Here is a 12,886-nt window from a genome sequence, read left to right on the forward strand (position 1 = left end):
GGGGCGGGTGGAACACGCAACCGTTCGGGATGAAGAGGAGCGCACCGCGGCTGGCGGGCTGCGGGCCGAGCACCTCAGCCAGCCGTTCGGCATCGGGGAGCGACGGCCGCGGCTGTCGTGGCTGCTGCCGGCCGGCGCGGCCGGGCAGTCGGCGTACCGGCTGCGGGCCTCCGCTGGCGGTGACGGCGGTGACGGCGCTCTTGGCTGCGGGAGTGACAGCGGGTGGATCGACGGCGCGGACAGCGTGCTCGTGCCGTGGCCGTTCGGTCCGCTCGGGTCGGCGGAGCGGGTCACCGTGCGGGTCGCGGTGCGGACCGACCTTGGCGAGAGTCCCTGGTCGGAGCCGCTGAGCGTGGAGACCGGGCTGCTGTCTGCCGCGGACTGGGCGGGTTTCGCCGACTGGGTTTCGCCGGACTCGGACCCGATGGCGCCGGCCGGGCAGCGGCCCGCCTGCTCGCTCCGCTCCTTCGTGACGTTGCGGCCTTCAGTTCCGGTCGTCAGCGCGCGGTTGTACGCGACCGCGCACGGGCTCTACGAGGTGTTCCTCGGCGGGGTGCGGGTCGGCGACCTGGAGCTGACGCCGGGGTTCACCCAGTACGACGCGCGGCTCCAAGTGCAGGCGTACGACGTAACCGGGCTGCTCAGCTCCGGGACGACGGAGATCTCCGCGCTGCTGAGCGACGGGTGGTGGCGCGGGCAGGTGGGGGCGCTGCGTTCCGCCGACCAGTGGGGCACCGAGACGGCCTTCCTCGCGCAGTTGCGCGTGCGCTACGCGGACGGGACCACGCAGGTGACCGGGACCGGGGCGTCCTGGGAGAGCCGGGTGTCGCACGTGCTCGCCGCCGACCTGATCGAGGGGCAGCGCACTGACCTGCGGCTTGCCGGGCGCGGTGATCTCGACGGGGGCTGGCGGCCGGTGCGGGTGGGCGATCATGGCTTTGACCGGCTGGTGTGGTCGCCGGCGCCGCCGGTGCGGCGGGTGGCGGAGATCAGGCCGGTCTCGGTCTCCAGGATCGGGGCGGGCCGGCAGGTCGTCGACCTCGGGCAGAACATCAACGGCTGGTTGCGGCTGTCCTGTCTTGGGGAGTCTGGTCTTGGGCCGGCCGGTACCGAGATCACGCTGACGCACGCCGAGTGGCTCGGGCCTGATGGCGACGTGACGGCGGAGCACATGCGGCCCGCGTTCCCGTTCCTGCCGCATCCGCTGCCTGCCGGGCAGGTGGACACGGTGGTGTCCGACGGGCGTTCCCCCGCCTTCGAACCGCGGCACACCACCCACGGCTTCCAGTACGCGCGCGTCGACGGATACCCGGGTGACCTCTCCCCCGACTCCGTCAGCGGCGTGCTGGTGCACACCGACATGCGCCGTACCGGGTGGTTCTCGTGCAGCGACGTCCGGGTGAACCGGTTCCACGACGCCGCGGTGTGGAGCTTGCGGGACAACGCCTGCGACATCCCCACCGACTGCCCGACCAGGGAGCGGGCCGGCTGGACGGGCGACTGGCAGCTCTTCCTCCCGGCCGCCGCGTTCGTCTACGACGTGGCCGGGTTCTCGGTGAAGTGGCTGCGCGACCTGGCCGCCGACCAGCGGTCGGACGGCGTGGTCGCGAACATGTCGCCGCTGCCGCGGTCCGAGGGGTGGAAGGGCCCGGTCGGCGGCTGGCATGGCTCGGCCGGCTGGGGCGACACCGCGGTGATCGTGCCGTGGGAGTTGTACCGCGCGTACGGCGACGCCGCGATCCTCGAGGAGCAGTGGGCGTCGATGACCGCCTGGCTCCGCTACGTGGAGCAGGCGGCCGCCGGCTCGCGGCACCCGTCGCGGGTTGCGCGCCCGGGAGCGGCCGCCCCGCACGAGCGTTACCTATGGGACACCGGGTTCCACTTCGGCGAGTGGAAGGTGCCCGGCGAGGAGATCGCCGACATGGCCGCGTATCAGGCCGTCGACAAGGGACACGTCGCGACCGCGTACTACTTCCGCTCCGCATCGCTGCTTGCCTCGATCGCCGCTGTGCTTGGCAGGCCTGCGGACGCCTCGCGTTATGCCGCGCTCGCCGAGTTGGTGCGGGACGCCTGGCAGCGGGAATTCATCGGGGCCGACGGGCAGATCCTCCCCGGTGACCAGCCGAACCTGGTGCGCGGGCTGGCGTTCGGGCTTGTGCCCTCCGGCCTGCGGGACGCCGCGGCCGGCCGGCTGGCCGCACTCATCCGGTCGGCGGGGACGCGGCTGGGGACCGGGTTCCTGTCCACGCCGTACCTGCTCCCGGTACTCGCCGAGCACGGGCAGGCCGGGCTGGCCTACGAACTGCTGCTCGCGGACACGCCGCCATCCTGGCTGACCATGACGGACCGCGGTGCGACGACCGTCTGGGAATCGTGGGAGGGGATCGACGCCGACGGGGTGCCGCACGAGTCGCTGAACCACTACTCCAAGGGGGCCGTGATCGACTTCCTGCACCGGTACGTGGCGGGCATCAGGCTTGGCGACTCCCCCGCTTACCGGTCCTTCGTTGTCGAGCCGGTGACGGGGGGCGGGCTGACCTCCGCTTCGGCCGCGCACGAGTCGCCGTACGGCCGGATCGAGTCGTCCTGGGCGATTCATGATGGCGTGCTGAGGCTGCGGGTGCTCGTGCCGCCCGGCACTTCGGCCCTGGTGCGGGCCGGCGGCTGTGAAATGGCCGCCGGGCCTGGCCGGCACGAGTTCACGGTTCCCGCGAGCTAGCACTGGCTTCGGCCGCGACCCGGGGCAGCTGGCGCGCCGGTCGGTGCCACCGTCGACCATGTCCCTGCTGGGCTTGCTCCGTCATCTTGCCGAGGCAGAACGGGACTGGCGCAACTGGATCGCGCCTGGAGATCCGGCACCGAAACTGTACGGGCGGGTGACGCCGCCTTTGGCGGAGCGGTCGCGGATCAGGTGCTGGCCGATGGCGCGTTCGCTGACCTTGCCCGCGAGCAGGCGGCAACCGATGCGGTGCTGGGCGGGTACTCGGACCTGGGCACGCGAGTAGGCCGCGACGGCATCGCCGTCCGGGAGATGTGGGTTCACCGGATCGAGGAGTACGCCCGCCACTGCGGACACGCTGACCTGCTGCGCGAATGCATCGACGGCCGGGTCGGGCAATAACAAGAGGGCAAAGCCCGTGCACCAACCGCCATCAGGGCTGATTCTTGATGCCGATCCCGCACAGGTTCCACGTGCTGCGATCGACCTCCTGGGACGGTTCCGGTATGACTACCTTGAGCGCGGGCGCATCATCGCCGACGTCGTCCCCCCATCGATCACGGAGGGGATTGTCCAGGTCCGGCCGCCACTGCGCGGGAGTCACCAGGCCGGGCTCAACTAGCGTGAACCCGTCAAAGAACCGGGTGATCTCAGCCCGGCTGCGAGAGATGAGCGGGGTGTTCCAGTGCAGGTCCTGAGTCATCTGGAAGACCGCTTGGGCCGCTTGCTCGTGAGTCTCGGTGGTCATCTGGCTCAGCGCCAGGTAGCTACCCGGCACCACCGCGTCCCGGAACTGCCGCACCACTCCCCACGGGTCTTCTTTGTCCCACAGACAGTGCAGCACGCAGATGAATATGATCCCGACCGGCTGCCCGAAGTCGAGCAGCTGACGGACCTGCGGGTTGCCCAGGACTTGCTCGGGTTCGCGCAGATCAGCCTGGAGCGTAATGACACCGGAGCCACCCATCAGGGCGCTGGCGTGACTAGACACCATCGGGTCGATGTCTACGTACACAACGCGTGCCCCGGCTGCCGCCCGCTGGGCGACCTGGTGTGTATTGGCCATGTTCGGCAGGCCAGAGCCCAGGTCAAGGAACTGGCGGGCGCCCTGTCCGAGCATGTAGTCCACCATTCGCTGCAGGAGGTGACGAGTCTCAACCGCAGTGTCGCGGGGAGACGGTACGCCCATCTTGCGGAAAAGTTCGTTGACCGCCGCGGCTGCCTTCCGGTCGGGCTCGAAGTTATCCTTTCCGCGCAGATGGTAGTTCCAGATGCGGGCCGTGTTGGGATAGCGGATACCGAGCGGATCACCGGCCTCTGATTCGGAGGACTCCGGAGGCAGGGCAGACATCAAATATCTTCTTCCGCGCGTCGGGACAAGGCACTCCCGATGATAACCACTCACATGCGAAGATGCCTGCGGGTGCGGGAACCCCGCGCGACACCAGCGAGCCACGCATCGGCATCCTTTGGATCAGTCGCTGGCATCGCGGGCCATGCGCGCTTCCCATTCGGGTTTGGTTAGCTGAGCTTCCAGGGATCGATAAGCTCGATTCCCGTTTCCTCGAAGTCAGGGGTGTTGCGAGTGGCCAGGGTCCCCTCCAGGTCGCGGCAGATGGCCGCGATCTGAGCGTCGGCGACGCCGATAGGCCTGCCAATTCGCTCGCGCCCGGTAACGATGTCCGCGTACCGGACTGATGCGCGCTCATCGAAGGGGAGAACCCGGCCGTAGAAGTCTTCGGTCAGGATGCCGCGGATTATCACCGTGAGTTCCCTCTTACGGTGACCGTCAGGCAGCCTTGCAACCCCGCACCTCAGCTCGGCGGCAGTGACCGCGGTCGTGGCCACGTCGGAGATTTCAAGGGAGTCAAGCCAGGAGAGCACTCCGGGGTCAGGCGCCTGGCGGGCCAATTCAGAGATGACATTGGTGTCGAGGACGATCATCGGTCGAATTCCGCCGCACGAGGCAGTTCGGCGCTGCGGTCGGGAAGCTCAAGGTCACCTTCAAGCCCCTGGAAACGAGCTCGGATGCGGCTGCCGAGGCCGCGCTCAGCCGAGCTGAGCATCAGCCGCTCGTGAAGGATTGCCCGGACCTCGGCTTCCATAGACCGGCCGTGCCGTGCTGCCTCAACGCGCAGCCGCGCATGCGTGACCGGGTCAAGCCCCCGGATCGTAAGCGTCGCCATCGCACCCCCTCCCCAACGTAACTGACTGCAATGCTAGCAGTGCTTCTAATGACAGCGCAACGCCAAGGCCCTGTCCAGCTGGCCGGGCAGCAGGAAGCTCGGCAACTTCTCGCCCGTGACCGATGTCTGCCGCGAATTCGCGCCAGAGTTGGTGCGGTTTCCGGGGGATATGCGGCCGGCGGGCGAGGGGGCCGGCGCCGCGGGAGAGGAATGGTCAGCATGGTCCGTTCTGGTGCTCGCATGTCCGGTGTGCCGCGCTTGCGGCGGGGCCGGATTGCCGTGCCCGCTCTGCTGTCCGGGATTGCCCTGGCCCTGGGGGTGCCGGCCGCCATGGCCGCGACCTCGGCAACGGCCGCGCACCCCAAGGTCATCGCCACCGTCAAGGTCGGAAGCGAACCGTCGGAGGTCGCGGTCAGCCCGCGAACCGGCGCGGCCTATGTCGTCAACAGAGGCAGCAGCACTGTGACGGTGATCAGCGCTCGGACCAACAAGGTCGCCGCCACCATCTGGATCAAGCCCGGCATGCGCAATCTGGCCCCGTTCGCGGTCGCGGTCAGCGCAGTCACCGGCGATGTCTACGTCACCAACTTCGCCGTGACATCTAGCGCAAAGGGCACGGTGACGGTGATCAGTGGCCGCACCAACAAGGTGATCGGTACCATCCCGGTCGGAATCGACCCAGGCCAAGCCTTCATCAGCCCGAAGACCGGCGATGTCTACGTCACCAACGCCGGAGCCAGCATCACCAGCAGCACGGTCACGGTGATCAACGGCCGCACCAACAAGGTCATCACCACCATCAAGCTCGGCGGCTCCTCCGGGACGGCGCAAGAGACCGCGATCAGCCCGAAGACCGGCGACATCTACATAGCCAACCCCGGCAAGGACAGCGTGTCCGTGATCAGCGGCAAGACCAACAAGGTCATCGCGTCCGTCTCGGTCGCCTATGCCAGCGAGCCCTCGCGCGAGCCCGTGGATCCCTACCAGGTCGCGGTCAGCCCGGTGACCGGCGCGGTCTACGTCGTCAGCGAGGGCTATCACACGGGCAACCTCGTAACGGCCATCAGCGGGAAGACCAACAAGGTCACCGCTGTGATCCCGAACGAGGTGGGGTATTTCGGCGGTTCCGGCCAGATCGCGATCAGCCCGAAGACCGGCACCGTCTACGTCGGCAACGACATATCCGGCAACGTGTCGGTGATCAGCGGGAAGACCAACAAGGTCACCGGCTTCATCGAATTCCCCGATGGCTACCTGCACGCCGAGGACGTCGCCGTCAGCCCGGTTACCGGCGACGTCTACGCGGAAACCGTGATCTACGACGATACCGGCCCCGGCGGGGTGAACACCGGGGGCGCCTTCTGGGTGATCAACGGCAAAACCAACAAGCTCTCCGGCCACGTGATCATCAAGGATGGCGTCTCGATCTCCCAGAACGCGATCAGCTCGCGCACTGGTGACGCCTACAGCACCGGTTACGCCAATGACGTGTCGGTGATCTCGGGCTAACGCGATGGGCCTGCTGAGCTGCCCGGCGGGTTGACCGCCGGGCGGGTCAGTCGAGGACGTCGGACAGGTCGAGCCGGGCGAGGCGCTCGGGGTCGGCGAGGATGTCCATCTCGGTGATCCTGTCTTCCTTGACCGTGAGCGAGATGACGGCGAACGGCTCGCCGTTGGTCACGACCATGAAGCCGGGGCTGCCGTTGACCGTGACCGGTCGCGAGTGGCGGCCGAGCGGCGCGAAGCGCTTGGCCTGCGCGATCACCGCGTGGGCGCCGCGGACGATCTGGGACGGGCCGAGCGCGCTTGCGCCGACGTCGGCGCGCAGCACGACGTCCGGGTCGAGGATGGTGAGCAGCCGGTCGAACTCGCCGTCGCGCGACGCGGCGAGGAAGGCTTCCACGACGCGGCGCTTGCGGGCGAAGTCGGTGACCGCGCCAGGGGTCCGGCCGCCGGCCTGGCGGGCTGAGGCAGTGCCGGCTGAGACTGGGCCGGCTGAGACTGGGCCGGCTGAGGCGGTTAGCCCGGCGACGTCGTCGCCGTCGCCGTCATCGCTCTCGATCGAGCCCGCGTCGCGCAGGCGGCGCCTTGCCCGGCTCGCCAGCTGCTTGGCGGCGGCGGGCGAGCGGTCGAGAATCTGGCCGATCTCCTCGAACGGCAGCGCGAAGATGTCGTGCAGCACGAACGCGAGCCGCTCCGACGGCGACAGCGTGTCGAGCACCACGAGCAGGGCCAGGCCGATTGAGTCGGCGAGCACCGCGTGCTCCTGCGGGTCGTCGCCCGCCCAGTTGTCGCCCGCCCTGGTCACGATCGGGTCGGGCACGTGCACGTCGTCAAGGGAATCCTCGCGGCGGGACGCCCGCGAGCGCAGCATGTCGAGGCACACCCGCGACACCACCGTGGTCAGCCAGGCCCGCAGGTCCCTGACCGTGCCGGTGTCCGAGCGGTTCAGCCGCAGCCAGGTCTCCTGCACCGCGTCTTCGGCCTCGCTCAGCGAGCCGAGCATCCGGTAGGCCACCGCCCGCAGGTGCGGCCGCTGCTCCTCGAAGTACTCCGGCCCCGTGCCGTTGTCCGTGCTGATCGCTGTCACCTTTCGCCGCCTCCTTCCGTCTTACCCGATGACGATCGGGAAACGGTCGAGGTAACACACCTGGCGAAGGGAAACTTGAGATGACCGAGCAAGGCCAGCCGGTGACCGGCGGCGTGACGGCGGCGCCAGCCCCGCGCGCCCAGAAGCTGGCGCTGCAGGGCGTGGCGAACGGCGTGGTACGCGGCCTGCTCCGCGCGCCGGTGCTGAGCAGGTTCGCGGGCGAGCGGCTCGTCACGCTGTACGTGACCGGGCGCAAGTCGGGCAAGCAGTTCACCATCCCCGTCGCCTACACCAGGCAGGGCAAGGACCTGCTCATCGGCAGCCCGTTCGGCTGGGGCCGCAACCTGCGCACCGGCGAGCCGCTGACCATCCGGCTCAAGGGGCGGCTGCGGCAGGCCGACGTGCGCGTGATGCTCGACGAGGCGGAGGTGGTGGCCGCGTACGAGACCATGGTTCGAGACAATAAGGCGTTCGCGAACTTCAACAAGATCGGCTTCGACGCCGAGGGCAACCCGAACCCGGACGACCTGCGCGCCGCCTGGCAGGCCGGCGCCCGCGCCTTCCGGCTGACGCCCCGCTAAGGACCCTTTTGATGCGCCCCGCCGAGGCGCAGGGCCGGCGACGCCGGGCCGGCCTTCCGCTTTGCTCATATGAAACGGCCTGTCAACTTTCGTGGTGGACATTGCCGTCGGCTGGGGTTGGCTGTGTTCCGGGGGGCGGGTGTTGCGTCTCGCTGGGGCGCGGGGGGCTGGCCTCGCGGCGTGCTGCTGTCTGCGAGGCTGTCCCTGTTGGCCTGCTTTGGCGGGCGGGGGCCGGGGGCGGTGGGGGCGGCGTGCCGGGACGTGGTCGTGGCTGTCGCCACTGCCAGGCTCATATTCGCGTGTCGGGATCGCAGGTCGGCTGTGCGCAGGACGGTGCCCCTCACTTAGCGCGGGAATCGGATCGCCCAAAGCAAAGACGGGGGTCTTTTCCTGCCGCGGCGTCGTCTCCCGGCACGCCGCCGGTCTTGCTGCTGGCCTCACCGCAGGTCAGCTGGTCATCTCGGCCCAGACGAACCCCGCGAGCTCGCGGGCGACGGCGGTGATCACGACGCCGTGCGGCTTGCCGCGGGCGGTCATCTTCTTGTAAGTCGCGTGGAGTCGCTGCTGCGCCTTCCAGGAGCGGGCCAGGGTTTCCGGGGAGAGCCCGGCCTGCCTGCGCCGCAGCCCGGCGCCGATCGCGGGACGATGCTGGTAGGCCCAGGCCGACTCGGTCAGCGCGGTCCGCACTCCTTCCGGCCCGGCCTTGGTGATCGATCCGCGCCTGGTGCGCGAGCCGCTGGAGTACTCCGACGGGATAAGCCCGGTGAACCCCATGAACGCCCGGGCGGCCGGGAACCGGTGCCAGTCCACGACCTCGGACGCGAGGGTGAGCGCGGTCAGCTCCGCGATCCCGCGGTAGCCGCTCAGCCGCGCCACCGCCGGGGCCAGCGGCTCCCGCCCGGCCCAGGCCGAGAGCCTGGCCTCGGCCGCGCGGAGCTCGGCCTCGCGCGCCTCGAGGCCGGCCCGGTAGGCATCGAGGGCCTCCTGCAGCGCGTCCTCGGCGAACTGCTGCCGGTCTACCCACAGGCGGTGGGCGATGGTCCACTTCCTCCCGCCGCTCCAGATACGGCCGTGGCGCAGCAGGAACGCGTTCAGCCGCTGCTGCATCCGCTTGCGGTCATCGAGCAGGTCACCGCGGGCGCGGACCAGGTCCCGGACCGCTTCCTCGGCCGGCGCCGGAACCCGCACCGGGGTCAGGATCCCGGCCCGCAGCCCCAGCGTGAGCCGCACCGCGTCGCGGCGGCCGGTCTTGACCCGCTCCGAGCCGCCCTTCGGGACCAGCGACGGCGCGATGACCTGGCACGCTACCCCCATCGACATGATGAGCCGGTGCAGTTCGTATCCCGACGGCCCGGCCTCGTAGCAGACCGCCAGCAGGTGCCGGCTGCCCAGCTTCCCGATCAGCCGCCGCACCGATTCCTCGTCATTGGGGATCCGCTCCACCGCCGGGACATCCATCCCCGGCCGCAGCACCCCGCACACGATCTCCCGCATCGAGGTGTCCATGCCCACGTGGACTACTTCTGGCCCTGATGGCAAACTGGCCATGACGGCTGGCTCCCTTCTGCCTGTGGCTCCGTCTCTGGTCGGCATTCCTGCAGACCAGCGTGAGACGATCCACGACATAAACCAAGAGGCCCCGCCTCTAACGGCACCTCTACCGGCAGAACCACGGAGCCGGCCGTTTCATGCTGACTTAACCGGCCGTGTTTGCTTAGCCAGCCGTGGGACATTTGCCGCAAACCAGACGCGAAAGTGGTCCGCTAGTAAGCAAAGGTGAAGAAAGTGGTCGCCGGCTGCCGGCTAAGCAAAGCGGGGCGGGCCGGGTTCGCGGGGCCGGGGTTCGCGCGGTCGGGGTTCGCTCGTCGGCGCTTGCGGCCGGGGTTAGCTGCGACCGCTCCTGCGGGGGAGACCGATGAGGGCGATCAGGAAGCCGGCGAGGGCGACGCCCGCGGCGACCGTCATGCCGAGGTCCATGCCGCTGCTGAACGCGGTGCGGGCGGCGTGCGCGAGCAGTTGGCCGCTCGCGCCTGGCAACTGTGCCGCGACGTTCAGCGCGCCGCCGACCCCGGACTCGACGGCGCCGAGCACGGCGGCGGGGACGTGCTGGCCTGCCAGGGCCGCGCCCATGGTGTCCTGGTACCGGGTGGACAAAAGGCTGCCGATCACCGCGACGCCGAGCGCGCCGCCGACCTGGAGCGCGGTGGTGTTGGTCGCGGACGCGACGCCAGCGTTGGCCCGCGGCACCGAGCCGAGCACCGAACCGCTCGCGGTCGGCAGCGCGAGCCCGGCGCCCGCGCCGATCAGGATCATCGCGGGCACGAGGGCGGCGTAGCCGCTGCCCGCCGTGAGAGTGCCCGCGTCCCACAGGCCGACGGCGATGAGGGCAAGCCCGGCCCCCATGGTGAGCCTTGGGCCGAGGAACCGGACACCGACGGCGGACAGCGGCGCGAGCACCACCACCGCCGCGGCGGCGGGCAGGATGCGGACGCCGGCCTGGAGCGGGTCGTAGCCGAGGGAGAACTGAAGCAGCTGCGTCATCACGAACAGCGCGCCGAACAGCCCGAAGTTCACCGTGGCCGCCGCGGGTATCGCGGCGCCGAACGCGCGGTTCCTGAAGTAGCCGAGGTTCAGCATGGGGTGGCTGCTGACCCGCTGCCAGTCGGCGAACAGGCCGAGCACCACGATGCCCGCGACGCCTGGCCAGATGACTGTCGCCGACGACCAGCCGTCGGACGGGCCTTCGATGATCGCCCACAGGATCAGCGCGATGCCGGCGGTCGACAAGAGGGCGCCGAGAATGTCGGGGAAGGACGCGCCGACGTTGCGCGAGTCCGGCACGAGCAGCGCGGCGGCGATCAGGCCGGCGACGGCGATCGGGACGTTGACCAGGAAGACCGAGCCCCACCAGAAGTGCGCTAGCAGCAGGCCGCCGACGATGGGGCCGAGGGCGACAGCGAACCCGGTGGTGCCCGCCCACAGGCTGATCGCGCGTTGCCGCTCGCGCGGGTCGCGGTACATGTCGGAGATGATCGACAGGGTCGACGGGATCAGCAGCGCGCCGCCGATGCCCATCGCCGCGCGGGCCGTGATCAGCATCGCGACAGACCCGGAGAAGGCGGCCCACGCCGACCCGGCGCCGAAGACCGCGAGGCCCGCGATGAAACGACACCACGACCGTCAGCGACATCGCCGCGGCGGCCGAGGTGTCGCCGCGCACCGTCGCGATGTACTTCCCGAGCAAGCAGGACATCGCGCTGAGCCGGTTCACCGCGGCCGCCGACTCCCTCACCGCGGACATCAGGGCGCGCGGCGCCGGCCAGCGGGTTACCGACGTCCTCGCGCGCTGGCTGCACGACGACCACAAGCGCACCGATCCCGATACCAAGCGGCTGGCGCTGCGGATGTTCGCCGCCAATCCCGAGCTGAACGCGCTGCGCACCGCGCGGATGGCCCCCGCCATCGACGCGGGCGCCACCGCTGTCGCCGAGGAGACGGGCCTGACCGCGGACTCCCCCGGGCCGCGGATGGCCGCGGTCGCGGCGGCGGCGATGCAGATCGAGATCTCCGACCTGATGCCCGGCGCCGAACGCGACGCGGCGGTCGAGACGCTGGTGACCTTCCTCGAGGCCGGGATCGGGACCTTGGGGCAGGCTAGAGGCGCGCGGCGCTGACGATGAGGACGGCGAGCGCGAGCGCGAGGAACAGCAGGTAGGCGCCGAGCGCGCGGCCGCGATCGCCGTGGCTGAGCTGGCGGGACAGCACCCAGCAGAAGACGGCTGCCTCGATGGCGCCGCCGATCACGCCGGCCACCGGCGCGAAGAGGCCGACGATGACCGCCGCACATCCCGCGGTGTGCACGACGCCAAGCAGGGAGACGACCCACAGGTTCTTGCCCTCGAGGACCCCGAGCCTGGTGAGCTGGTCAAGGCGCGTCAGCCCTGCCTTGGCGCGGGTCAGCCCGGCTAGCGCGGACGGCAGCGACTCCAGGAGCAGCAGGATGGTCAGGACGAGGGCCAGCACGAACACTTCGGCTCCTTATGAGAAGACGCGAGGGGGGAAGAGTAAGCCACAACCGTTCGGGATGATGAAGTTGGTGGTTTTGATCTTCGCCGGGGTCAGCCGAGGAGCTTGACCGGCACCCGGTCGCGGAGCTCCTCAAGCGAGATGCCGTAAGTAGCGAGGACGTGCACGCCATCGGACTGGATGTCGAAGACGGCGTAGTCGGTGTAGACGCGGCTGACGCAGGCGACCCCGGTGAGCGGGTAGCTGCACTGCTGCACCAACTTCGACTCGCCCTTCTTAGTGAACAGCGTCATCATCACGTACACGTCCTTGGCGCCGATGGCCAGGTCCATCGCGCCGCCGACGGCCGGGATGTCGTCCGGCTTGCCGGTGTGCCAGTTGGCCAGGTCGCCATTGGCCGCGACCTGGTAGGCGCCGAGCACGCAGACGTCGAGGTGGCCGCCGCGCATCATCGAGAACGAGTCGGCGTGGTGGAAGTAGGACGCGCCGGGCAGCTCGGTCACCGGGACCTTGCCTGCGTTTGTCAGGTCCGGGTCGGCCTGGTCGCCTTGCGCGGTGGGACCCATGCCGAGCATGCCGTTCTCGGTGTGCAGGATGACGGTCTGGTTGCCGTCTGCGTCAGTCGGCAGGTAGTCGGCGATCTTGGTGGGCTGGCCGATGCCGAGGTTGACGTAGGAGCCTGCCGGGATGTCGCGGCCGATCACCGCGGCGAGCTCGTCGGTGTTCAGCGGGCCGCGGCCCGTGTTCTCAAGCGCTGTGTGCTCTTGCGCTGCTTCGGACATGC

General features: G+C 69.8%; 12 protein-coding genes and 2 pseudogenes. 6 read left to right on the plus strand and 8 right to left on the minus strand.

Going from position 1 to position 12,886, the window contains the following annotated elements:
• Window positions 1-7: 7 nt before the first annotated feature.
• The 3 genes and pseudogenes from EAS64_RS32845 to EAS64_RS46345 all read left to right on the plus strand — a co-directional run bounded on the left by EAS64_RS32845 (window position 8) and on the right by EAS64_RS46345 (window position 3,121).
• Window positions 8-2,719, plus strand: a complete 2,712-nt coding sequence (locus EAS64_RS32845; RefSeq protein ID WP_222849787.1) for an alpha-L-rhamnosidase — start codon at window positions 8-10, stop codon at window positions 2,717-2,719.
• Window positions 2,667-2,864: pseudogene (locus tag EAS64_RS47725) on the plus strand (mycothiol transferase); the annotation flags it as partial. The gene EAS64_RS32845 and the pseudogene EAS64_RS47725, both read left to right, overlap by 53 nt.
• A complete protein-coding gene (locus tag EAS64_RS46345; RefSeq protein ID WP_281283363.1) occupies window positions 2,834-3,121 on the plus strand; it encodes a mycothiol transferase in 288 nt (95 codons plus the stop codon). The pseudogene EAS64_RS47725 and the gene EAS64_RS46345, both read left to right, overlap by 31 nt.
• Before the next feature lie 31 nt (window positions 3,122-3,152).
• On the opposite strand, the gene EAS64_RS32855 is transcribed toward EAS64_RS46345, so the two are convergent.
• The 3 genes from EAS64_RS32855 to EAS64_RS32865 all read right to left on the minus strand — a co-directional run bounded on the left by EAS64_RS32855 (window position 3,153) and on the right by EAS64_RS32865 (window position 4,905).
• The gene (locus EAS64_RS32855) at window positions 3,153-4,070 is read right to left on the minus strand and encodes an SAM-dependent methyltransferase (protein ID WP_145859381.1); all 918 of its coding nucleotides are present in this window, start codon (window positions 4,068-4,070) and stop codon (window positions 3,153-3,155) included.
• Between the two features lie 170 nt (window positions 4,071-4,240).
• Window positions 4,241-4,663 (minus strand): type II toxin-antitoxin system VapC family toxin, encoded by a 423-nt coding sequence (locus tag EAS64_RS32860; RefSeq protein WP_145859383.1) that lies wholly within the window; start codon window positions 4,661-4,663, stop codon window positions 4,241-4,243.
• Entirely contained in the window at window positions 4,660-4,905 is a 246-nt protein-coding gene (locus EAS64_RS32865; RefSeq protein ID WP_145859384.1) for a FitA-like ribbon-helix-helix domain-containing protein, read from the minus strand. The genes EAS64_RS32860 and EAS64_RS32865 overlap by 4 nt, the downstream gene beginning before the upstream one ends.
• A gap of 240 nt (window positions 4,906-5,145) precedes the next feature.
• On the opposite strand from EAS64_RS32865, the gene EAS64_RS32870 reads away from it, so the two are divergent.
• A complete protein-coding gene (locus EAS64_RS32870; protein WP_187366343.1) occupies window positions 5,146-6,414 on the plus strand; it encodes a YncE family protein in 1,269 nt (422 codons plus the stop codon).
• 46 nt (window positions 6,415-6,460) lie between these two features.
• Here EAS64_RS32870 and EAS64_RS32875 read toward each other — a convergent pair whose 3' ends face one another.
• Entirely contained in the window at window positions 6,461-7,411 is a 951-nt protein-coding gene (locus EAS64_RS32875) for a sigma-70 family RNA polymerase sigma factor (RefSeq protein ID WP_145859985.1), read from the minus strand.
• Window positions 7,412-7,575: 164 nt separating this feature from the next.
• Between EAS64_RS32875 and EAS64_RS32880 the strand changes: the two genes are divergently transcribed.
• Window positions 7,576-8,076 carry a nitroreductase/quinone reductase family protein gene (locus EAS64_RS32880; protein WP_145859388.1) on the plus strand — a complete coding sequence of 167 codons (501 nt, stop codon included), beginning with the start codon at window positions 7,576-7,578 and terminating at the stop codon, window positions 8,074-8,076.
• 447 nt (window positions 8,077-8,523) lie between these two features.
• Here the strand turns inward: EAS64_RS32880 and EAS64_RS32885 are convergent, their stop codons facing one another.
• Both EAS64_RS32885 and EAS64_RS32890 read right to left on the minus strand, forming a co-directional pair.
• On the minus strand, window positions 8,524-9,624 hold the full coding sequence (locus EAS64_RS32885; protein WP_187366344.1) for an IS110 family RNA-guided transposase: 1,101 nt from the start codon (window positions 9,622-9,624) through the stop codon (window positions 8,524-8,526).
• Window positions 9,625-9,960: 336 nt separating this feature from the next.
• On the minus strand, window positions 9,961-11,238 hold the full coding sequence (locus EAS64_RS32890; RefSeq protein WP_145859392.1) for an MFS transporter: 1,278 nt from the start codon (window positions 11,236-11,238) through the stop codon (window positions 9,961-9,963).
• 20 nt (window positions 11,239-11,258) lie between these two features.
• On the opposite strand from EAS64_RS32890, the pseudogene EAS64_RS32895 reads away from it, so the two are divergent.
• Window positions 11,259-11,750, plus strand: a pseudogene (locus EAS64_RS32895) (TetR/AcrR family transcriptional regulator); the annotation flags it as partial.
• On the opposite strand, the gene EAS64_RS32900 reads toward EAS64_RS32895, so the two are convergent.
• Window positions 11,731-12,105: a hypothetical protein gene (locus tag EAS64_RS32900; RefSeq protein ID WP_145859396.1), complete on the minus strand. Its 375-nt coding sequence runs from the start codon at window positions 12,103-12,105 to the stop codon at window positions 11,731-11,733. The pseudogene EAS64_RS32895 and the gene EAS64_RS32900 sit on opposite strands and share 20 nt — an antisense overlap.
• A gap of 89 nt (window positions 12,106-12,194) precedes the next feature.
• Window positions 12,195-12,884: a 3-oxoacid CoA-transferase subunit B gene (locus tag EAS64_RS32905; RefSeq protein WP_145859398.1), complete on the minus strand. Its 690-nt coding sequence runs from the start codon at window positions 12,882-12,884 to the stop codon at window positions 12,195-12,197.
• Window positions 12,885-12,886 lie beyond the last annotated feature (2 nt).

It is taken from the genome of Trebonia kvetii (assembly GCF_007827045.1).
Classification (GTDB): Bacteria; Actinomycetota; Actinomycetes; order Streptosporangiales; family Streptosporangiaceae; genus Trebonia; species Trebonia kvetii.

Excerpts from the sequence above, each read along its gene's own strand:
- EAS64_RS32855 (WP_145859381.1), bottom strand. The coding sequence starts at position 4,070 with ATGTCTGCCCTGCCTCCGGAGTCCTCCGAATCAGAGGCCGGTGATCCG.
- EAS64_RS32860 (WP_145859383.1), bottom strand. The coding sequence starts at position 4,663 with ATGATCGTCCTCGACACCAATGTCATCTCTGAATTGGCCCGCCAGGCG.
- EAS64_RS32865 (WP_145859384.1), bottom strand. The coding sequence starts at position 4,905 with ATGGCGACGCTTACGATCCGGGGGCTTGACCCGGTCACGCATGCGCGG.
- EAS64_RS32870 (WP_187366343.1), top strand. The coding sequence starts at position 5,146 with ATGTCCGGTGTGCCGCGCTTGCGGCGGGGCCGGATTGCCGTGCCCGCT.
- EAS64_RS32875 (WP_145859985.1), bottom strand. The coding sequence starts at position 7,411 with ATGCTCGGCTCGCTGAGCGAGGCCGAAGACGCGGTGCAGGAGACCTGG.
- EAS64_RS32880 (WP_145859388.1), top strand. The coding sequence starts at position 7,576 with ATGACCGAGCAAGGCCAGCCGGTGACCGGCGGCGTGACGGCGGCGCCA.
- EAS64_RS32885 (WP_187366344.1), bottom strand. The coding sequence starts at position 9,624 with ATGGCCAGTTTGCCATCAGGGCCAGAAGTAGTCCACGTGGGCATGGAC.
- EAS64_RS32905 (WP_145859398.1), bottom strand. The coding sequence starts at position 12,884 with ATGTCCGAAGCAGCGCAAGAGCACACAGCGCTTGAGAACACGGGCCGC.